Genomic DNA, 20,939 nt, shown 5'->3' on the forward strand with positions numbered 1-20,939 from the left:
CGACGTAGAGACGGTTGTTGGTGGAGGTGACCCACTCGCAGAACTGGTTCCACACCGAAGCGCCGGAGCGCTGTTGGAGAGTGGCGGTCATGAGTGCGTAAGAGGTAGTCGCCGCAGCAGGCGTCAAAACGCCGTTCCGGTGACAGGAGGTAGAGGCGGAATCCCACCTGTGCGGCACTGTAACAGAGTGTTGCGGAGTGTGAGCAGCCCTTCATGAAGAAATCATGAGCCCCTTGCCCCCGGGCACCGCCCAGCGCCGGGTCACCTGGAGCCCAAGCGTCACCCTGGTGCCCACCCACCACTGCTTCAACGCCTGCGGCTACTGCTCGTTTCGCCGCCCACCCCTCCCCGGGTCCCTGACGTCCGCTGCCGCTCCGCCGGACGCCCTCGGCGCGGCAGAGGCTTCTCATCTGCTGCGCCAGCGCCCCCTGGCCCGGGAGGTACTGCTGCTCAGCGGCGAAGAGGCCCCGGCCTCCCCCGCACGGCGTCCCTGGTTCGCCCGTCTGCTGGCTCTCAGCAGGCTGGCCCTGGCCTGCGGCCGCCTGCCCCACACCAACGCCGGCCCCCTGTCGCTGCGGGAGATGGCCGCCCTCGGCCGGCTCAATCCCTCCATGGGGCTGATGCTGGAGGGTCTCGGCCCCGCCTACGACCGGTTGCATCGCCAGGCTCCCAGCAAACGGCTGGAGGTGCGGCTGGCCCAGCTGGAGCAGGCCGGACGCCTCGGTATCCCTTTCACCACCGGTCTGCTGCTGGGGGTGGGGGAGAGCCGGGCGGAGCGCCGCGACGCCCTTGAACTGCTCGCCCTGCTGCAGCAGCGCTGGGGCCATCTCCAGGAGGTGATCCTCCAGCCCTGGCGCCCCGATGGCGCCGCCGCCCTGCCCCTCGATCGGGCCCGCCAGGACGACCTGCTGACCACCATCGCCGAGGCCCGCGCCATCCTGCCGGCCGAGGTGCATCTGCAGCTGCCGCCGAACCTCTGGCCCGCTGAGCGACTGATCGAAGCCCTCGAGGCGGGCATCGATGATCTGGGGGGCATCGACAGCGGCGATGTGATCAATCCGGCCTATCCCCAGCCCACCCCTGCGGACCTGGCCGTGCGGCTGGCGGCCGCCGGCTGGGGGGTCCGCCCCCGGCTCTGCGTGCACACGGCCTGGATCCCCTGGCTGCCGCTCCCGCTGCGCCGCGCCGCTGACGCCGTGGCGCAGTTGTTAGCGTCCGAGCACACCTTCGAGCTGCGCGAGCCGTGAGCGATCAACGGGTGCTGCTGGTGCGGCTGCCCTGCAATCCGATCTTTCCGATCGGCCCGATTTATCTGGCCGACCACCTGCACAAGCAGTTCCCCGGCCTGCCCCAGCGGATCCTGGATCTGGCCGCCGTGCCCCTGCTGGATGTGCAGCGGGTGCTGCGTGATGTGGTGGACCAGTTCCGCCCCACGCTGCTGGTGTTCTCCTGGCGGGACATCCAGATCTATGCGCCGGTGGATGGCCGCGGCGGCAACCCGCTGCAGAACTCCTTCGAGGTGTTCTACGCCCGCAATCCCCTGCGCCGATTGCGCGGTGCCCTGGGGGGGCTGCGGCTGATGGGGGCCTACTACGGCGAGCTGCGCCGCAACCTGGGCCTGATCCGTCGGGGCTTGAAGCGGGCGCGGCGCCACCATCCCGACGCCCGGGCGGTGCTCGGTGGCGGTGCGGTCAGCGTCTTCTACGAGCAGCTCGGCCGCCAGCTGCCGAAGGGCACGGTGGTGTCCGTGGGGGAAGGCGAGGTGCTGCTGGAGAAGCTGTTGCGCGGCGACGACCTGGCCGGGGAACGCTGCTACCTGGCCGGGGAGACCCCCCGCCCCGGGCTGATCCATGAGCAGCCCGCCGGCATGGAGAAGACCGCCTGCGACTACGACTACATCGCTTCGATCTGGCCCCAGCTGGAGTGGTATCTCGACGGTGGCGATTTCTACGTGGGCGTGCAGACCAAGCGCGGCTGCCCCCACAACTGCTGCTACTGCGTTTACACGGTGGTGGAGGGGAAGGCCGTACGGGTGAACCCTGTGGAGGAGGTGGTCAAGGAGATGCGCCAGCTCTACGACCGGGGGGTGCGTGGCTTCTGGTTCACCGATGCCCAGTTCATCCCCGCCCGCCGCTACATCGACGACGCCAAGGAGCTGCTGCGGGCCATCCAGGCCGAGGGCCTCTCAGGCATCCACTGGGCGGCCTACATCCGCGCCGACAACCTCGATGCGGAACTGGCCGAGCTGATGGTGGCCACCGGCATGAGCTACTTCGAGATCGGCATCACCTCCGGCTCCCAGGAGCTCGTGCGCAAGATGCGCATGGGCTACAACCTGCGCACAGTGCTCCAGAGCTGCCGCCTGCTGGCCCGGGCCGGCTTCCGCGAGCACGTGTCGGTCAACTACTCCTTCAACGTGATCGACGAGCGCCCCGAAACCATCCGCCAGACCGTGGCCTATCACCGGGAACTGGAACGTATCTTCGGGGCCGACAAGGTGGAGCCGGCCATCTTCTTCATCGGGCTGCAGCCCCACACCCACCTGGAGCAGTACGCCTTTGAGCAAGGGGTGCTCAGCCCCGGCTACGACCCGATGAGCATGATGCCCTGGACCGCCCGCAAGCTGCTCTGGAACCCCGAACCCATGGGCCGCACCTTCGGCCGCATCTGCCTGGAGGCCTTCCGGCTCAACCCCGGCGATTTCGGCCGCACCGTGATGGACCTGCTCGAGCGTGACTACGGCGTCGCTCCCCTGGAGGAGGCCTTGCATGCGCCGGTGGAGGGACGCAAAGCCCTGGCCACGGCGGTGCGTTAGCCAGCTGGGAGCTCTGTCTGCCCCCGCGGCGATGCCCACCACCGGCGCCGCACCCACAGCACCCCCCCAAGCCCCATCCACCCCACCACCCCACCGATGGGGTTTGGATGGGCGCCACCGGGCCCCACCAGCCAGGGCGCAGCATCCGGCGCCAGGGCGAGCAGCCCGCCCTGCAGCAGGAACCAGCCCCCCACCAGGCCGCCGTGCAGGCCCACGGCGCCCCAGAGCACGCCCCCATCGGCGCGGCGCTGCAGGGCCAGGACCAGTCCCAGCAGGGTGAGGCCGCCGAGGAGGCCCACCGCTTCGGCGGCCCCGAGGTTGAAGCGGGTGTGGGCCAGGCTGAACACCAGGGCCTGACCCCAGAGAGCCCGGCCGGGCCCCAGGAGCTGCTCGAGTTCTCCCCACAGCCAGCCGCGAAACACCAGCTCTTCCGCGAAGCCCACCCCCAGCAGCAGGGCCAGGGCATTGAGCAGGGGAGCGATGCCCAGCTGCCCCCGCCAGCTGGCCTGGCCCGTGAGCAGCAGCACGGCCGCCACCAGGAACAGCAACAGAAAGGCCTTGAGGATGCCTCGCAGCAAGGCGCGTGCCAGGCGGGTGGGGGAGGCCGTCACGCCCAGCCTTCGCCAGGGATGGGGATCACCCCACGCCCGCCGGATCCGCAGGGGCAGGCTGACCAGAAGCAGCAGCAGGGCCATGGCCGTGCCGATCAGGTCGAGCCGGTCGCGGGGAATCGCCGGAGCCAGCAGGGCCAGCGGCTGCACCAGCAGCCAGCCCAGGCCGTAGAGCAGCGGCACATACAGCAGGGTGCCGATCCAGCGCGGTGCCCGATGGCGCGTTGGCCCTGGTGTCGTCCCCTCGGCAGGGAGAGCCACTCAGCTCTCCGGTTCGATCGTGCTGGTCAGGCCCTTGGCCTTGAGGGTTTCGCTGTAGAACTCGGCCGGCTCCAGATCGCAGACGATCACCAGCCCCACGCCGGTGTTGTGGGCTTCCAGCATCACGGCGATGGCGTCCTGCTCGCTCAGGGAGGGCACCACCTGGCGCAGGGTGTTCACCACATACTCCATGCTGTTCACCGGATCGTTGTGAAGCAGCACCTTGTAGCGGGGCGAGGTCTTGCGTACCCGTTCCGGCGCCTTCTCGATCACGGCCGCTCCCCCTGGGGAGCGGGTGGGCGTTTCGGTGGCCGCCGGAGCCGTGGTGCCGGCGGGGAGGGGCGGGATGGTCATGGGCATGGCCGCTCCGGTCCTGACAGCGCCCAACTCTAAAGAGCCCGGATGCGGCGCATCGCCTCATCCACATTGGCGCGGGAGTTGAAGGCCGAAAGGCGGAAGTAGCCCTCACCGGCGGCCCCGAAGCCGCTGCCGGGGGTACCCACCACGTGGGCCTGGCCCAGCAGGTGGTCGAAGAAGCCCCAGGAATCCAGTCCCTCGGGGGTTCTGATCCATACGTAGGGGGCCTGCTCCCCCCCGTGGACCTGCAGGCCGGCGGCCTCCAGCTCCCGGCGGATGATCGCCGCGTTCTCCATGTAGAAGCCGATCAGGGCCTTCACCTGCTCCTGGCCCTCAGAGGAGTACACCGCCTCGGCGCCCCGCTGCACGATGTAGCTGACCCCGTTGAACTTGGTGCTCTGGCGCCGGTTCCACAGCCCCCACAGCTCCACCGTTTCGCCGGCGGCGGTGGTGCCGCTGAGCCCCCGGGGCACGACGGTGAAGGCGCAGCGGGTGCCGGTGAAGCCGGCGTTCTTGGAGAAGGAGCGGAATTCGATGGCGCACTGGCGCGCCCCCTCGATCTCGTAGATGGAGCGGGGCAGGTCGGGATCGGAGATGAAGGCCTCATAGGCCGCATCGAACAGGATCAGGGCGTTGTGGGCCAGGGCGTAGTCCACCCACTGCTTCAGCTGCTCGCGGGTGGCCACCGCGCCGGTGGGGTTGTTGGGGAAGCAGAGGTAGATCAGGTCCACCGGCTGCTCCGGCAGGGGGGCCACGAAGCCGTTGGCCGCCGTCAGCGGCAGGTAGGTGAGCCCGCCGTAGCGGCCGCCTGCGTCGGCCTCGCCGGTGCGGCCCGCCATCACGTTGCTGTCCACGTACACCGGGTAGACCGGATCGGTGACGGCGATGCGGTTGTCGGCACCGAGGATGTCGAGGATGTTGCTGCTGTCGCACTTGGAGCCGTCGGAGACGAAGATCTCCTCGGCGCTCACCTCACAGCCGCGGGACTGGAAATCGTGGCGGGCGATCGCCTCCCGCAGCCAGCCGTAGCCCTGCTCGGGCCCGTAGCCGTGGAAACCCTCGCGGGTGCCCATGGCCTCGATCGCCTGCTTCATCGCCTCCCGGCAGGCGGCGGGCAGCGGTTCGGTCACATCGCCGATGCCCAGGCGGATGATCGCGGCCTCCGGGTTGGCCTCGCTGAAAGCCTTCACCCGCCGGGCGATCTCGGGAAACAGGTAGCCCGCCTTGAGCTTGAGGTAGTTGTCGTTGACCTGAACCATGGGTGGGAAGCGGAAGGCGCGGCAGCGGGGCCCGGCCGCATCTTCCTATGGCGGGGTCCTGGATCGCGTGGTCCGGCCTGCATACGATCAGCTCACGCCCCCGTGCCGCCGCCGTGCCTCTCGCGTCCCCAGCTCCCAGCAGCGCCGCAACGGCCGGCAGCCCGGGCCCGGCCGATGCTCCGGTCGCTTTCGAGGCGCTGGTGGACGGCAGCATCGCCCGGCCGGCCCGCTACCTGGGCAACGAGCGGGGGGTGGAGCCCCGCGACTGGTCGGCCGCCCGGGTGCGCTGGGCCCTCACCTATCCGGAGGTCTACGAGGTCGGCGCCAGCAACCTGGGCCACGTGCTGCTTTATTCGATCCTCAACGCTGTCCCCGGCCAGCTGTGCGACCGGGCCTACCTGCCGGCCCCCGACCTGGCGGCCCGGCTGCGCCAGCAGGCAGCGCCCCTGTTCGCCGTGGAGAGCCACCGGCCCCTGGCCGCCTTCGACATCCTTGGCTTCAGCCTCAGCTACGAGCTGGGCGGCACCAACATCCTCGAGATGCTGGATCTGGCCGGCATCCCGATCCGCTCGGCCGAGCGGGGCGACCTGCCCCTGGATGATCCGGCCTCGCCACCGCTGATCTTCGCCGGCGGTCCCACTGCCACCGGCAACCCCGAGCCCTTCGCCTCCTTCTTCGATTTCCTGGCCCTGGGCGATGGTGAGGAGCTGCTGCCCGAGATCGGCCTGGTGGTGGCCGAGGGCCGTGCCGCGGGGCTGAGCCGCTCCGCCCTGCTGCGGGATCTGGCCCAGGTGCCCGGTGTCTACGTGCCCGCCCTGTACGGCGCCGCTGCCGACGGGGTGAGCCTCGTGCCCCTGGAGCCGGGCGTACCCGCCCGCGTGCTGCGCCGCACGGCCACCCCCATGCCCCACTACGCCATGGGCCTGGTGCCCCACATCGAGACGGTCCACGACCGGCTCACCGTGGAGATCCGCCGCGGCTGCACCCGCGGCTGCCGCTTCTGCCAGCCGGGCATGCTCACCCGCCCGGCCCGGGACGTGGAGCCCGAGGCGGTGATCGAGGCGGTGGAGGAGGGCATGCGCCGCACCGGCTATAGCGACTTCTCCCTGCTGTCGCTGAGCTGCAGCGACTACCTGGCCCTGCCGGCGGTGGGGGTGGAGCTGCGCAACCGGCTGGCGGAGCACAACGTCAGCCTCACCCTCCCCAGCCAGCGGGTCGACCGCTTCGATGCCTCCATCGCCCACATCCTGGGGGGCACCCGCCGGGCCGGTCTCACCTTCGCCCCCGAGGCCGGCAGTCAGCGCCTGCGGGACATCGTCAACAAGGGCCTCACCGATGCCGAACTGCTGCGCGGCATCCGCACCGCCATGGAGAACGGCTACAGCCGGGTGAAGCTCTATTTCATGATCGGCCTGCCGGGCGAAACCGACGAAGACGTGCTCGGCATCGCCCACACCTGCCGCTCCCTGCAGCAGCAGTGCCGCGACCTGGGCCGGCTGCAGCTCAACCTGACGATCAGCAATTTCACCCCCAAACCCCACACGCCGTTCCAGTGGCACAGCGTGTCGACGGCGGAATTCCGGCGCCGCCAGGAGTTGCTGCGCCAGGCCCTGCGGCCTCTGCGGGGGATCAAGACCAACGTCACCGACGTGCGCCTCTCGGCGGTGGAGGACTTCGTGGGCCGGGGCGACCGGCGGCTGGCGCCGGTGATCGAGGCCGCCTGGCGGGCCGGGGCGGGGCTGGATGCCTGGTTCGAATCGGCCGAGCGCACCCATGCCGCCTGGACCGGCGCCATCGAGGCCGCCGGTCTCGGCGGTTCCTACCGGGCCCTGGAGATGGGCGGCTGGAGCGCCGCCGAGGCCTTCGCCGCCGGCGATCTGGAGGCTTTCTGCCGTCAGCCCCTGCCCTGGGACCACATCGACTCGGGCGTCGACAAGGCCTGGCTGGCGGAGGACCTGGGCCGGGCCCTGGCGGCCGCCGTGGTGCCGGACTGTTCCTTTTCCGGTTGCAGCAGCTGCGGTGTCTGCGGTCCGGACCTGGGCCACAACGTGGTGATTCCACCGCCGTCGATTCCGCCGTCGATCCCCTCCCGGGCGCCGGCCAGTGAGCGGGTCTGCCGGCTGCGTTTCGGTTTCGCCAAGACCGGCTCCCTGGCGCTGATCAGCCACCTCGACACCCTGCGCCTGCTGGAGCGGGCGTTGCGGCGCAGCGGCCTGCCGGTGAGCTTCAGCGGTGGTTTCCATCCCCTGCCGCGGCTGCAGGTGGGCCTTGCTCTGCCCCTGGGGGTGGAGGGCCTCGGCGAGTGGTTCGATCTGGAGTTCGCCGCACCGATCGACCCCGCCCTGGCCCGCCGGCGGCTCGAGGCTGAGCTCAGCGCGGAACTCTCCCTGCTCTCGGTGATCGAGGTGCCTGTGGCGGGCCCCAGCCTGGCCCAGCAGATCCGGACGGCCCACTGGCGTCTCACCCTGCTGGCGGCAGACGGAGGCGAGGCTCCCCCACCCGAGCGCTGGCGCGAGGCGGTCGCCGCCCTGCTGGCCGCCGATTCCCTGCCGTGGCATGACAAGGACAAGAAGGGCCGGCCCCGGCAGCGGGAGTGCCGTCCCTACCTGCTTGATCTGCGACCGTGCCGGATCACGGCCGGTGGCTCGCAAGGAGGTGGGCTTGTGGTGGAGCTGGACGCCGATGTGGATCCCCAGGGTCGGAGCATCAAGCCCGAGCAGCTGTGCCGCTGGTTCAGTGGATGCCTGGGTCAGCCCCTGCGGCTCGGGCCGATTCAGCGCCTGAGCCTCGCGCTCGCCGCGTGCTAATTTCCCCCTAGTCGACGGATGGAATACCAGGGATCATTCCTTGCTTCCTCCTCAGGCCAGCCGCTTTCGATACAGGGTCGCTTTCTAGAAGCTCCTCGGCGCAAGCGCTATCACGGTTAACTCTGCTTGGTTCGGTCTTCGTTGCTTCGCATCGGTAAGGGAGGTCATCCTTTCCGCCATGCTGCCGGCCCGACGACGTCACAACTTCCATTCAGGCCCCTGGCTTCCCTGGGCCGCCCCAGGCAACCGGCCGTCCCCCAGGCTTTCTGGGTCCGCTCGATTCGCCTCCAGTGGCTGCACGACCCCTGCGGTCGGCGTCCGATTCCTTCCCCCACCTGCCCTTCGGGCAGGGCTCCACTGAGCCCACCATCTCTTCCATGCCCCAGCAGATCGTCATCGCTGAGCAGTTGCGGATCGCCGCGGTGCTCAACGACGAACGCGTCGATGAACTGATCGTCGCCCAGGGTCGCTACCAGATCGGCGACGTCTATCTCGGAACCGTCGAGAACGTTTTGCCCGGGATCGATGCGGCGTTCGTCAACATCGGAGAAAGCGAGAAGAACGGCTTCATCCACATCACCGATCTCGGACCCCTGCGGCTGAAGAAGGGCGGCGCCGGCATCACCGAACTGCTGGAGCCGCGCCAGAAGGTGCTCGTCCAGGTGATGAAGGAGCCCACGGGCACCAAGGGTCCTCGCCTCACCGGCAACCTTTCCCTGCCCGGCCGCTTCCTGGTGCTCCAGCCCAACGGCCAGGGGGTCAACATCTCCCGCCGCATCAACGGTGAGAACGAGCGCAACCGGCTACGGGCCCTCGGGGTGCTGATCAAACCCCCCGGGGCGGGCCTGCTGATCCGCACCGAGGCCGAGGACGTCAGCGAGGACATGCTGATCGACGACCTGGAAGGGCTTCTGCGTCAGTGGGAGTCGATCCAGCAGGCGGCCGAGACGGCCTCGCCGCCGGTGCTGCTCAACCGCGATGAGGATTTCATCCATCGGGTGCTGCGCGACCTCTACAGCCCCGATGTGCTGCGGGTGGTGGTCGACAGCGCCGATGCGGTGGCCCGGGTCAACGACTTCCTCGGCTCCGACCAGGCCAACCTGCTGGTGGAACACCACGGGGAACACACCGAGATCCTGGAGCACTACCGGGTCAACGCGGCCATCCGCGATGCCCTCAAGCCCCGCGTCGATCTTCCTTCCGGGGGCTACGTGATCATCGAGCCCACCGAGGCTCTCACGGTGATCGACGTCAACTCCGGTTCCTTCACCCGCTCCGCCAATGCCCGCGAGACGGTGCTGTGGACCAACTGCGAGGCGGCGGTTGAGATCGCCCGCCAGCTCAAGCTGCGCAACATTGGCGGAGTGGTGATCATCGACTTCATCGACATGGAGTCGCGTCGCGACCAGCTGCAGCTGCTGGAGCACTTCACCCAGGCCTCCCGCGACGACACGGCCCGTCCCCAGATCGCCCAGCTCACCGAGCTCGGTCTGGTGGAGCTGACCCGCAAGCGGCAGGGCCAGAACATCTACGAACTGTTCGGCCGGGCTTGCCCCAGCTGCGGCGGCCTGGGCCATGTGGCGGTGCTCCCCGGCAAGGACACCCTCCAGCCCCTGGCCACGGTCTCAGGGCTGGTGCGCTCGGCCGCTTCGGCCCGGGCCGAGATGGTCAGCCCCGCCGCTGCCGGGGCCGGTGACGGCGGCAGTGGCCGCCGCCGTCGGGGTCGCGGGGGCAGGAGTTCCGATGGAACGGATGTCGCCGCCACTCTCGCCGCCTCCGTCGCCGGCGGCGAGAGTGGCGGCAATGGAGCTGCCTCCACCGGCGGCGCCGCCCAGGAGAACCAGGCCAGTGAAGCCCCCCAGCGGCGCCAGGAGCCCGAGGTGCTGGCCGTCCCCATGGATGCCGACCAGGAGCAGGTCTACGGCTGGATGGGCCTGAGTCCCGCCCTGCTGCTTGATCCGGTCCCGACGGTCGACAATCTGGTGGTGCGGGTGGTCCGGCCTGACGCCGATCCGGCCGCTGTCGTGGAGGAGGCTCGCCAGCAGCTCGCCGCCAGTGGCTCCCGCCGCCGCCGCCGCGGCCGGGGCGGCGACGGGCGCACTGGCAGCGCCGAGGCCGACGACGGCACCAGCCGGTCCGCCGAGGCCTCCGGATCCGGCCCGATCTCCGGGGCCAGCGATGCCGAGGAAGCCCCGGACCGGCAGGACATGCCGCCCATCCTGGAGATCACCCCGGCACCCTTCGAGCCTGGAGCCACCCAGGAGGAGATGGCCACCGCCAGCCCGGCCCAGCCCCGCCGCCGGCGTTCCTCCTCCCCGGCGGCCGACAGCGCCGGGACGCCGGCCGAACCCGAAGCCAAAGTCAAACCCGAAGCCGAAGCCGAAGATTCCGGTGAGCCGCGCCGCCGTCGGCGCCGCTCCTCCGCCGCTGGTTGAGGGGGCCGGCGCCGATGCCCTCGGGCGGGCCGATGCCCCGGTGTGGGGGGGGCATGACCCTTCCCACTGCGCCGGGGTGGATGAGGTGGGGCGGGGGAGTCTGTTCGGGCCGGTGTTCGCGGCCGCCGTGGTGCTGCCGGCTGCCGCCCTGGCGCCCCTGGCCGATGCCGGCCTGAACGACAGCAAGAAGCTTTCCTCCAGGCGCCGGCAGGCCTTGGAGCCCATGGTGCGTCACCATGCCCTGGCCTGGGCCCTGGGTCAGGCCAGCGCCGCGGAGATCGATCGCTGGGGCATCCGGCTTGCGACCGAATGGGCGATGCTGCGCTCCCTGCAACGGTTGCCCCGCCCGCCCCGGCTGCTGCTGGTGGATGGGGTGCTGCCGCTCCGGGAGTGGCCCGGAGAGCAGGTCACCGTGGTGGGTGGTGACGGCCGTTGCCTGGCCATCGCCGCCGCCAGTGTGCTGGCCAAGCAGGCCCGGGATGCCCTGCTGGTTCGCCTGGCGCTGCGCCATCCCGGGTATGGACTGGAGCGCAATGCCGGCTACGGCACGGCCCGCCACCGGGAGGCGATCCGGCGGCTGGGGGCAACGGTGCTGCATCGCCGCAGCTTCCTCAGGTCGATTGGCACCAGCGCTGAAAATCCCCGAGCAACTGCTGACCCACCCGGGTCTTGATCCCCAGCAGGATGCCGCCGAGCACCGAACGACCGGTCGCTTCCAGCACCCTGGGTGGAATCAGCCGCAGCAGGGTGGGCCGGCTCACGGTCACCGAGAGGCTGGCCTCGCCCACCAGGCCGCCGTCACCGGCGGCGAGCCAGGCGCAGAGCCCGAGCCTGAAATCCTCCACAAGCCCCAGGCCCTCCAGCTGGCAGTCGAGCGCTTCGAGCTCAAGCCGGCCGTTGCGATGCAAGGCCTGCAATTCCACCACCGGCTGAATCCGCAGCTGGAACACCCTCACCTGGCTCACCGTGTAGCGGTACCGCCCGGGGCCCAGGGGGTCGAGCTGCTTCGGATCCAGCAAGGCCTCCACGACCCGTTGCTCGTCATCCAGGTAGGCAGGAAGTCGTTCCGCTCCGCGTGCCACCGGGAGATCAAGTTGCTGGCTGGCACTGAAGGCCAGGGACATGGCCTGCAGGCCGGCAGGCCATGATCCTACCGATCACCCCAGACCGCTCCAGCGCCATGCGTCTCGCCTTCCTCGGACCCGTCGGCACCTACGGCGAGCGGGCGGCGCAGCGACTGGCGGGTCTCGAAGGCCTGGAGGTGGTGGATTTCGTGCCTCAGCAGGGAATCCGCGCCGTGATCCAGGCGCTGGCCAGCGGCGATTGCGAGCTGGCGGTGGTACCGGTGGAGAACTCCGTCGAGGGGGGGGTCACCAGCTGTCTCGATGCCCTCTGGGAGCATCCGGACCTGGCTGTGGCGCGGGCCCTGGTGCTGCCCATCCGCCATGCCCTGGTGGGCGGTGGTCCACTGGAGGGCATCAGCGAGGTCCTTTCCCATCCCCAGGCCCTTGCCCAGTGCAGTCAGTGGCTGGCAGAGCATCTGCCCCAGGCTCTGCAGCTCCCCACCAGCTCCACCGCCGAGGCCGCCCGGCTGGTGCGCGGCAGCCGTTTCCGTGGCGCCATCGCTTCCCTGGAAGCGGCTGCGGAGCAGGGCCTGGAGGTGCTGGCCTACCCGATCAACGATGTGCCGGGCAACTGCACCCGCTTCCTGCTGCTGCGGCGCGGCCAGCGTGCCCTCGAGGGACCCCACGCCAGCCTGGCCTTCTCCCTGCAGGCCAACCACCCCGGGGCCCTGCTGGAGTCGCTGGGCTGTTTCGCTCGGCAGGGCCTGAACATGAGTCGGATCGAATCACGTCCCTCCAAACGGGAGATGGGCGAATACATCTTCTTCGTGGATCTCGAACTTCCCGATGGAGTGGCGCCCCTCAATGGGGCGCTCGCCGATCTCACCCCCCTCTGCGAGCATCTGGCCCTCTTCGGCGCCTACCCGATCGCCAACCTGGCGGCCGAGCAGCCGTCCCGTCATTGACGGGGCCGCTCAGGGGGGGGTGGTCATGGCGACCTGGATCTGGTCGCGGCCCTTCCATTTGGCCTCATAGAGGGCTGTGTCGGCCCGTTGCAGGGCGTCGGCTCCCGAGCGATCCTGAGGCTGGAAGCAGGAGCACCCGCCGCTGAAGGTGATGGCCAGTTCCTTCTCGCCGAACCGGACGGGGTGGGAGGCAAGGGCCTCCTGCAGACGGCGGCAGAATTCCAGGGCGCCGGCCTGATCCGTCCCGCGCAACATGACGCTGAACTCCTCCCCGCCGATCCGACCTGCGGTGTCGGAATCACGCAGATTCTGGCGCAGCAACTGCGAGAAATGGGTCAGGACCCGGTCTCCGCCCGCATGGCCGTAGGTATCGTTCACCAGCTTGAAACGGTCCAGGTCCAGCATCACGACCCAAACGCCGAACTGGGGGCTCCGCCGGTAGATGCTGAAACTGTTGGCAAGTTCCTCCATGAAGGTGATGTGGTTCAACACCTTGGTGAGACCGTCCACCCTGGCCATGGCCCTGAGCATGGCATCGGCTTCCACCTTGAGGTCCATGGCCGAGGCCAGCAGCCAGCTGACGACGGCCATCAGGAGCAGCAGCCCGCCTGCGATGCTGAGCGTATGGCCGCCGAAGGAGGAATGAATCGTGGCCAGCTGGCTCGGGCTCACCCGCGACACCACCTTCCAGATGAAGGGACGCGGCTGAGTTGGGCCATCCTTGCCTTCGTACGTCCCTAGGCGCATGGATTGCGGGACTCCAATCACCTCCAGTGGGTAGACGCTTTGCCAGGTCCACAGGCCTGACTGGGTATGAACCTGGCCGTCAGCCTTCAACTGCATGCGCTTCCACAGATCAGGATGCCGCTGGGCGAAGTTGATCCGTTGTTTCCTGGCAATCTCCGATTCCTCCCTGGGATCCTTGCTGTTCAGCCACTGGCCATTCTCATCCAACAGGATCACGCCATCCGCGAGGGTCGCGGGGACGAAGTTGAGTGAATTCAGCAATGGCCTGGCATCGTAGTGGAGAATCAGCAGGCCACGATGCTTGCCGTTATCATCTTCAACTGCTGTGGAGAGATGGACGGTAGGAGACGATAGGTCTCCCGTCTGTCCGGCCTTTTTGATGAACTCAATGGATGAAATGTAGACATTATCAGGCTTGGTTGGAGTGGAGTTTCCATCGGTATTGATCCCCGTCTCCTTGCGCAATATACCTTTCTTCACTGCAAGAGGCTGTCCAGGTCGTCCTGACACATTCAGCCTTTCCCAGCCGCTCTCGTCGATCCAGCGCATCTGGTCGATGATTCCCGCGTAGTCTGAAAATGCCTGGAAATCTCGGATCACCGCTTTCAGGTTTGCCGACGTATCTTCTGTCAGCAGACTCCTGAGTGACTGCTGATCGCTGAAGTAGCGAACTTCCCGGATGATGGTGCTGAAGCTCAGCGAAAGATTCCTGCTCCCAAGCCCGGTGGCGAGCTTCTGGTTGGTTTCCACCCGGGCCACGGCCAGACGATCATTGAAGCGATGCAGCACCCAGGCACCGCCGAGGATCAACGCGGCCGCTGGGGCGAACAGCGCCAGGGCGAAGAGGGTTTTCCTGGCGGAGACCCTACGCATGCGCAGGTGAATCGCTTCCGGCTCAGGCCTTGCGACGATGGCTCGGGGGCTTGGAGTCACGAACCGTCTGCAGGGACCTAGGCCGGGGGCCGGGGCAGGCCTGAAGGTGGGGATCCTCGGAAGACCCCGAACTGCATCAGCCCGTGGCGGAAAGCCCAGTCCATGAGAAGGATCGTAGGGGTTTCCCGCAAGCCCTGAACCACTGCCCCGGGCCCGAGGCCCAGCACGGCTCCGGGGCGACGCACTCCCTCAAGGACCGAATCCAGCCAGGAAGGAAGGGTGGAAGCTGTCCAGTCGTCGGTGCTGATTGCCAGGCCCCGGTTCCAGCGGCTCTGCTCCAGGTTGCGGCGCAGGGAGCGGATGCTGGCGAACTCCGGATGGGCCCATTGATCCAGCAGCTGGCGCATCACCCAGCGTTCGCGGTTGCTCAGGGCACCGTCGCTGGGATCGCGCCGGTTCCAGTCCGCCACCGCCAGGCAGCCGCCTGGCCTCAGCACCCGCAGCATCTCGTCGGCGTAGCGCTGCTTGTCGGCCATGTGGGGCCCGGCCTCCACACTCCAGACCGCCTCGAATCCCTCCTGGCTGGTGGCATCCGGCAGATCCAGTGCCAGCGCATCCATGACGGCGAAACGGCAACCGGGCAGATCCGCGGGAGTCAGCTCCCGGGCCCTGGCGATCTGGGCCGGGCTGATGCTGATCCCCAGGACCTCGAAACCGTAGTCACGGGCCAGGATCCTGGCGCTGCCGCCGATGCCGCAACCCACATCGAGCACACGGCTGCCGGGAGGCAGGCGGTCGAGACCGCTCCAGCGCGCCAGTTCATGCACGAAGGCGGCCTTGGCGGCGCGGAAGTCGCGCCGACCGGCGGGATCGCCGTAATGGCCCAGATGCACGTGCTCTCCCCAGAGCCGCTCCAGCAGGCGGTCCTCGGTCCAGCGGTCGTAGGCGGCCGCCACGCTGGCTGTCGACAGGTAGGCGCGGGAACGGCGCTGCCACAGCACAACCAGGAGGGCCGTGGCCAGTGCCGCCCCTGTCAGGAGGAGGGGCAGAGGGACCCCGCCCGATCCGAGGCTGGCCATCTCAGTTGTCAGGCGAGCCGTCGCCCAGGGAAGAGAAGGTGTCCTTCAGGACCGTGCGGGCGGCCAGTTGCCGCCGGGTCTGGTCGAGCAGCTCGTATTCCTGCCTCAGTCGCTCGCCGGTATCGGTGATCTCCAGCAGGGCCTGCTGGTGGTCCGCCACGGGCCCCCCCAGATGGGCTCCGATCCAGAAGGAGAGTTCCCGGGGCAGATCGGGCAGATCGGCGGGCAGGGTGCTCGGCTTGCCGATGAGCTTGCCGGTCAGATCCACCACGTCCCGCAGCGCCTTGGTGACATCGCTGGTGAGGGTTTCGAGTTCCTGGTGGCTCTCGCTCACCGTGTCCTCGATCCAGCTGACCATGCCGACGCGGAAGGGGGTGTCGCGCACGATGTCCAGCACCCGAAAACGCTGCTGGCCCATGGTCACGATGTTGCTGCGATCGTCGTCCTGCACCTGGCAGTGAAGGATCTCGGCGCAGCAGCCCACCTCCGCCATGCGTTTGTTCTGGGGATCCCAGCGCACCACGCCGAAGCGCCTGTCTTCGGCCATTGCTGTGCGCAGCATCATCCGATAGCGCGGCTCGAAGATGTGCAGCGGCAGCACCTCCTGGGGGAAGAGCACCACATCAGGCAAGGGAAACAGGGGCAGTTCCCTGACGGCCAGATCAGTCACGCGCGGAAGCTGCCGCTGGCGGCAAGGGGGATGGGGCGATCGGGGGTCGGGAACGTCAGCTGCAACCAGAGGATCTCGGTGTTGCATGGATCCTAGAAAGCCCGACCTGCTCGCCGATGGCCCTGTGGTCAGGATGGCTTCAGAGCTTCACCTCGATGTCGACGCCACTGGGGAGGTCGAGCTTCATGAGTGCGTCGATGGTCTTGGAGGTGGGGCTGTAGATATCGATGATGCGGCGATGGGTGCGGGTCTCGAAGTGCTCACGGGAGTCCTTGTCCACGTGGGGCGAGCGCAGCACGCAGTAGATCTTGCGCTTGGTGGGAAGCGGGATGGGGCCGATCGCGGTGGCAGCGGTGTGATCGGCGGTTTCGATGATCTTTTCGCAGGAGAGATCAAGCATGCGCCGATCGAACGCCTTCAGGCGGATGCGGATCTTCTGCTGGGGAATGGTGGCGGACATCGGTAAGGGGCGCGGATAAGGAAAGCGCGGGGCTGGTCGGGGGCGGTGCCGCCCGAACGGGTTGTCGAGGTGCTGGAGTCACCGGTGATTCCGGAAGAACACCGGTTCCAGGGAGGGGAGCATCGCCGGAGCGTTGCCCCCCCAGGAAGGCTAGATCAGCCTCAGGCGACGATCTTGGAGACGACGCCGGCACCGATGGTGCGGCCGCCTTCACGGATGGCAAAGCGCATCCCTTGCTCGATGGCGACCGGGCAGATCAGCTCGGCGCTCATCTTGATGCGGTCGCCGGGCATCACCATCTCCACGTTGGTGCCGTCATCGGCGGTGAAGGCCGTGATCTGGCCGGTCACGTCGGTGGTGCGGATGTAGAACTGCGGGCGGTAGCCGGCGAAGAAGGGGGTGTGGCGGCCGCCTTCCTCCTTCTTGAGCACGTAGACCTCACCCTCGAACTTGGTATGGGGCTTGATGGAGTTGGGTTTCACCAGCACCATGCCGCGCTCGATGTCCTCCTTCTGGACGCCGCGCAGCAGCAGGCCCACGTTGTCGCCGGCCATGCCCTCGTCGAGCAGCTTGCGGAACATCTCCACGCCGGTGACGGTGGTTTCGCGGGTGTCGCGGATGCCGACGATCTGCACCGTTTCACCCACTTTCACCTTGCCACGCTCGATCCGGCCGGTGGCGACGGTGCCACGGCCGGTGATCGAGAAGACGTCTTCCACGGCCATCAGGAAGGGCTTGTCGATCTCACGCTCCGGCTCAGGGATGGACTCGTCGACGGCATCCATGAGGTCGAGGATCTTGTCGACCCACTCGTCCTCACCCCGCACAGCCTTCTTGCCGGCCTGGATGTACTCGAGGGCCTTGAGGGCTGAGCCGGCGATCACGGGAATGTCGTCGCCGGGGAAGTCGTAGCTGCTGAGCAGTTCCCGCATCTCCAGTTCGACGAGCTCGAGGATTTCCTCGTCGTCGACCATGTCCTTCTTGTTGAGGAACACCACAAGGGCGGGCACGCCCACCTGCTTGGCGAGCAGGATGTGCTCCTTGGTCTGGGCCATGGGACCGTCGGTGGCGGCCACCACCAGGATGGCGCCGTCCATCTGGGCGGCACCGGTGATCATGTTCTTGACGTAGTCCGCGTGGCCGGGGCAGTCCACGTGGGCGTAGTGACGCTTGCCTGTCTCGTACTCGACGTGGGCGGTGTTGATCGTGATCCCCCGCTCCTTCTCCTCAGGGGCGCCGTCGATCTCGTCGTAGGCCTGGGCCTTGGCCATGCCCTGGGACGCCAGCACGTTGGTGATGGCGGCAGTGAGGGTGGTCTTGCCGTGGTCAACGTGACCGATGGTGCCGATGTTGACGTGAGGCTTGTTCCTCTCGAACTTCTCGCGTGCCATGGAAGGAAAGAATCGGGGGGGTGGGTTGGATGGAAAGAAAGATCAGGAATTGCCCTGATTCTTGGAAATGATGGCTTCCGCCACATTGCGAGGAACTTCCTCGTAGTGGCTGAACTCCATCGAGAAAATACCCCGACCCTGGGTCATGGATCGGAGCTGGGTGGCGTAGCCGAACATCTCGGCCAGAGGCACCTTGGACTGGACCTTGGACTGTCCGTCGTCGACGGACTGCCCTTCGACCTGGCCGCGGCGGGAGGAAAGGTCGCCGATGACCGATCCGAGGTAATCCTCGGGGACTTCGACTTCCACCTTCATCATCGGCTCAAGCAGCACGGGATTGCACTTCTTGACGCCGTCCTTGAAGGCCATGGAGCCGGCGATCTTGAACGCCATCTCCGAAGAGTCGACGTCGTGATAAGAGCCATCCACCATGGTGACCTTGACATCAATCATGGGGAAACCGGCGATCACACCGGACTGGCAGGTTTCCTTCATGCCGGCTTCCGCCGGACCGATGTACTCCTTGGGAACGATGCCGCCGACGATCTTGTTGACGAATTCGAACCCTGAACCCGGCTCGCCGGGCTGCATCTCGATCACCACGTGGCCGTACTGGCCCTTGCCGCCTGTCTGGCGGGCGAACTTGCCTTCCCCCTTGGCGCTGCCCCGGATGGTTTCCCGATAGGAGACCTGGGGAGCGCCGATGTTGGCCTCCACCTTGAACTCCCGCAGCATGCGGTCGACCAGGATCTCCAGGTGAAGCTCGCCCATGCCGGCGATCACGGTCTGGTTGGTCTCCGGATCGGTGGAGACCCGGAAGGTGGGATCCTCCTCCGACAGGGACTGAAGGGCCTTGCCCAGCTTCTCCATGTCACCCTTGGTCTTGGGCTCCACGGCCACCGAGATCACTGGCTCTGGGATGAACAGGGACTCCAGGATGATCGGAGCGGAATCGACGCAGAGGGTATCGCCCGTGGTGGTGTCCTTGAGGCCCAGCACGGCGCCGAGATCGCCGGCCCGCAGTTCGTCCACCTCCTCCCGCTCATCGGCCTTGAGCAGGATCAGGCGGGAGATGCGCTCCTTCTTGTCTTTGGTGGAGTTCATCACGTAGCTGCCTTTCTGCAGCACCCCGCTGTACATGCGCACGAAGGTGAGCTTGCCGTAGGGGTCAGCCATGACCTTGAAGGCCAGGGCGCTGAAGGGGGCGTTGTCGTCGCAGGGACGGGTGGCCTCGGTTCCATCCGGCAGCAGGCCGTGGATCGGGGGAACGTCCACCGGAGCGGGCAGGTAGTCGACCACCGCGTCCAGCACCAGCTGCACACCCTTGTTCTTGAAGGCGGAGCCGCAGAGGATGGGCACCATGCCGTGCTGGACCACCCCGATGCGGATGCCGCGCATCAGCTGCTCTTGGCTGAGCTCGCCATTCTCGAGGAAGGCTTCGATCAGCTCCTCATCGGTTTCGGCCACCGACTCCATCAGCTTCTGGCGCCACTCCTCGGCCTCATCCTTCATGTCGGCGGGGATCTCCTCCTCGAGGATGTCGGTGCCGAGATCGTTGGTGTAGATGATCGCCTTGTTCTTCACCAGGTCGATGATCCCCTTGAGATCACCTTCAGCGCCGATGGGCAGCTGGATCGGCACGGCGTTGGCCTTGAGGCGATCCTTGATCTGCTCGTAGACCTTCAGGAAATTGGCGCCGGTGCGGTCCATCTTGTTGACGAACACGATCCGGGGCACGTTGTAGCGATCGGCCTGGCGCCAGACGGTTTCCGACTGGGGCTGGACACCGCCCACGGCGCAGAACACGGCGACGACACCGTCGAGCACCCGCATCGATCGCTCCACCTCAATGGTGAAGTCGACGTGCCCTGGGGTGTCGATGATGTTGATCCGGTTGTCCTTCCAGCTGGTGGAGATGGCCGCAGCGGTGATCGTGATCCCCCGCTCGCGCTCCTGCTCCATCCAGTCGGTGACGGCGGCGCCATCGTGCACCTCGCCCATCTTGTGCACCACGCCCGAATAGAACAGAATCCGTTCGGTCGTGGTGGTCTTGCCCGCGTCGATATGAGCGGCGATTCCGATATTTCTGACGCGTTCCAGGGGGTAGGCGCGGGCCACGGGAAAGTTCTCCGAGGGTGGGTCGACAAAAAACGGGCGTCACTTTACAGGCCGGCCTTGGCTCGGACTGCAGGAACCGGATCAGCCCAGGGATCCGGCTCCGTTGGACCGCTCAGTAGCGGTAGTGGGCGAAGGCCTTGTTCGCCTCAGCCATCTTGTGGGTTTCCTCCCGCTTGCGGACGGCACTGCCGGCTTCATTGGCGGCATCCATCAGTTCGCCGGCCAGCTTCTGGGCCATGCTGCGGCCGTTGCGGGCGCGGGAGAAGTTGACCAGCCAGCGCAGCGCCATGGCGGTGCCCCGTTCCTGGCGCACTTCCATCGGCACCTGGTAGGTGGCACCGCCGACGCGGCGGGCGCGCACTTCCACCAAGGGCGTGGCATTGCGGACCGCCGTTTCGAACAGTTCGAGCGGATCGGCACCGGTGCGCTCGTTGATCAGGGTGAAGGCATCGGAAAGGATGCGCTGGGCGGTGGACTTCTTGCCGTGCTTCATCAGGCGGGCCACGATCATCGAGGCCAGGCGACTGTTGAACTGGGGATCCGGCAGGACCGGGCGTTTCTCAGCGGCGTTGCGGCGGGACATGGAACGGAGGGAGAAAAAGCGGTGAAAAGCTTGCGGCGGCCTTGGGCCACCGACGGGGGGCGGGTCAGCCCTTCGGAGTCTTGGCGCCGTACTTGGAGCGGGACTGGCGCCGATCCTTGACCCCGGAGGTGTCGAGGGTGCCGCGGATGATGTGGTAACGCACGCCCGGAAGGTCCTTCACCCGGCCGCCGCGGATCAGGACCACGGAGTGCTCCTGAAGGTTGTGGCCGATGCCGGGGATGTAGGCGGTGACCTCGAATCCCGAGGTGAGGCGCACACGGGCCACCTTGCGCAGCGCCGAATTCGGCTTCTTCGGAGTGGAGGTGTAGACCCGGGTGCAGACGCCACGCCGCTCGGGGCAGGCGCGCAGGGCTGGCGACTTCGTCTTGCGGGTGAGACGCTGCCGCTCGGTGCGGATCAGCTGCTGAATAGTGGGCATCGAGG

General features: G+C 67.7%; 18 protein-coding genes. 6 read left to right on the forward strand and 12 right to left on the reverse strand.

Going from position 1 to position 20,939, the window contains the following annotated elements:
* The first annotated feature begins 224 nt into the window (after positions 1-224).
* Both cofG and KUG41_RS06770 read left to right on the forward strand, forming a co-directional pair.
* Positions 225-1,247 (forward strand): 7,8-didemethyl-8-hydroxy-5-deazariboflavin synthase subunit CofG, encoded by a 1,023-nt coding sequence (cofG, locus tag KUG41_RS06765; RefSeq protein WP_216902449.1) that lies wholly within the window; start codon positions 225-227, stop codon positions 1,245-1,247.
* Positions 1,244-2,815: a photosystem II high light acclimation radical SAM protein gene (locus KUG41_RS06770; RefSeq protein WP_216902451.1), complete on the forward strand. Its 1,572-nt coding sequence runs from the start codon at positions 1,244-1,246 to the stop codon at positions 2,813-2,815. The genes cofG and KUG41_RS06770 overlap by 4 nt, the downstream gene beginning before the upstream one ends.
* Here the strand turns inward: KUG41_RS06770 and KUG41_RS06775 are convergent.
* The 3 genes from KUG41_RS06775 to KUG41_RS06785 are packed head-to-tail and all read right to left on the reverse strand — an operon-like array spanning position 2,812 to position 5,303.
* Positions 2,812-3,687: a lysostaphin resistance A-like protein gene (locus tag KUG41_RS06775; protein WP_371734060.1), complete on the reverse strand. Its 876-nt coding sequence runs from the start codon at positions 3,685-3,687 to the stop codon at positions 2,812-2,814. The genes KUG41_RS06770 and KUG41_RS06775 overlap by 4 nt on opposite strands.
* A complete protein-coding gene (gene clpS, locus KUG41_RS06780; protein WP_216902453.1) occupies positions 3,688-4,047 on the reverse strand; it encodes an ATP-dependent Clp protease adapter ClpS in 360 nt (119 codons plus the stop codon).
* Positions 4,048-4,076: 29 nt separating this feature from the next.
* Positions 4,077-5,303 carry an LL-diaminopimelate aminotransferase gene (locus tag KUG41_RS06785; protein WP_216902462.1) on the reverse strand — a complete coding sequence of 409 codons (1,227 nt, stop codon included), beginning with the start codon at positions 5,301-5,303 and terminating at the stop codon, positions 4,077-4,079.
* A gap of 113 nt (positions 5,304-5,416) precedes the next feature.
* Between KUG41_RS06785 and KUG41_RS06790 the strand changes: the two genes are divergently transcribed.
* The 3 genes from KUG41_RS06790 (at position 5,417) to KUG41_RS15575 (ending at position 11,218) form a co-directional block, all read left to right on the forward strand.
* Positions 5,417-8,110, forward strand: coding sequence for a TIGR03960 family B12-binding radical SAM protein (locus tag KUG41_RS06790; RefSeq protein WP_371734061.1), 2,694 nt, complete (start codon positions 5,417-5,419; stop codon positions 8,108-8,110).
* Between the two features lie 377 nt (positions 8,111-8,487).
* Entirely contained in the window at positions 8,488-10,545 is a 2,058-nt protein-coding gene (locus KUG41_RS06795; RefSeq protein WP_254216924.1) for an Rne/Rng family ribonuclease, read from the forward strand.
* Positions 10,546-10,585: 40 nt separating this feature from the next.
* A complete protein-coding gene (locus KUG41_RS15575) occupies positions 10,586-11,218 on the forward strand; it encodes a ribonuclease HII (protein WP_371734063.1) in 633 nt (210 codons plus the stop codon).
* Here KUG41_RS15575 and KUG41_RS06805 read toward each other — a convergent pair.
* On the reverse strand, positions 11,157-11,669 hold the full coding sequence (locus tag KUG41_RS06805) for a DUF1997 domain-containing protein (RefSeq protein ID WP_216902468.1): 513 nt from the start codon (positions 11,667-11,669) through the stop codon (positions 11,157-11,159). The two genes, KUG41_RS15575 and KUG41_RS06805, sit on opposite strands and share 62 nt — an antisense overlap.
* A 56-nt stretch (positions 11,670-11,725) precedes the next feature.
* Between KUG41_RS06805 and pheA the strand changes: the two genes are divergently transcribed.
* A complete protein-coding gene (gene pheA / locus KUG41_RS06810; protein ID WP_216902470.1) occupies positions 11,726-12,574 on the forward strand; it encodes a prephenate dehydratase in 849 nt (282 codons plus the stop codon).
* Positions 12,575-12,583: 9 nt separating this feature from the next.
* Here pheA and KUG41_RS16095 read toward each other — a convergent pair whose 3' ends face one another.
* The 8 genes from KUG41_RS16095 to rpsL form a co-directional block, all read right to left on the reverse strand.
* A complete protein-coding gene (locus KUG41_RS16095) occupies positions 12,584-14,254 on the reverse strand; it encodes a diguanylate cyclase (RefSeq protein ID WP_216902472.1) in 1,671 nt (556 codons plus the stop codon).
* A 17-nt stretch (positions 14,255-14,271) separates the two neighbouring features.
* Positions 14,272-15,273, reverse strand: coding sequence for a methyltransferase domain-containing protein (locus tag KUG41_RS06820; RefSeq protein ID WP_216902474.1), 1,002 nt, complete (start codon positions 15,271-15,273; stop codon positions 14,272-14,274).
* A gap of 1 nt (position 15,274) precedes the next feature.
* Positions 15,275-15,943, reverse strand: a complete 669-nt coding sequence (locus tag KUG41_RS06825) for an LON peptidase substrate-binding domain-containing protein (RefSeq protein WP_216902476.1) — start codon at positions 15,941-15,943, stop codon at positions 15,275-15,277.
* A gap of 139 nt (positions 15,944-16,082) precedes the next feature.
* Positions 16,083-16,403 (reverse strand): 30S ribosomal protein S10, encoded by a 321-nt coding sequence (gene rpsJ, locus KUG41_RS06830; protein ID WP_216902478.1) that lies wholly within the window; start codon positions 16,401-16,403, stop codon positions 16,083-16,085.
* Positions 16,404-16,564: 161 nt separating this feature from the next.
* A complete protein-coding gene (gene tuf, locus KUG41_RS06835) occupies positions 16,565-17,794 on the reverse strand; it encodes an elongation factor Tu (protein ID WP_216902480.1) in 1,230 nt (409 codons plus the stop codon).
* 42 nt (positions 17,795-17,836) lie between these two features.
* The gene (gene fusA / locus KUG41_RS06840) at positions 17,837-19,912 is read right to left on the reverse strand and encodes an elongation factor G (protein WP_216902482.1); all 2,076 of its coding nucleotides are present in this window, start codon (positions 19,910-19,912) and stop codon (positions 17,837-17,839) included.
* Between the two features lie 112 nt (positions 19,913-20,024).
* Positions 20,025-20,495 (reverse strand): 30S ribosomal protein S7, encoded by a 471-nt coding sequence (rpsG, locus tag KUG41_RS06845; RefSeq protein WP_216902484.1) that lies wholly within the window; start codon positions 20,493-20,495, stop codon positions 20,025-20,027.
* Positions 20,496-20,559: 64 nt separating this feature from the next.
* Entirely contained in the window at positions 20,560-20,934 is a 375-nt protein-coding gene (gene rpsL, locus KUG41_RS06850; RefSeq protein ID WP_035830923.1) for a 30S ribosomal protein S12, read from the reverse strand.
* Between the last annotated feature and the right edge of the window lie 5 nt (positions 20,935-20,939).

It is taken from the genome of Synechococcus sp. CCY 9618 (assembly GCF_019038415.1).
In the GTDB taxonomy this organism is placed as follows: Bacteria; Cyanobacteriota; Cyanobacteriia; order PCC-6307; family Cyanobiaceae; genus Cyanobium.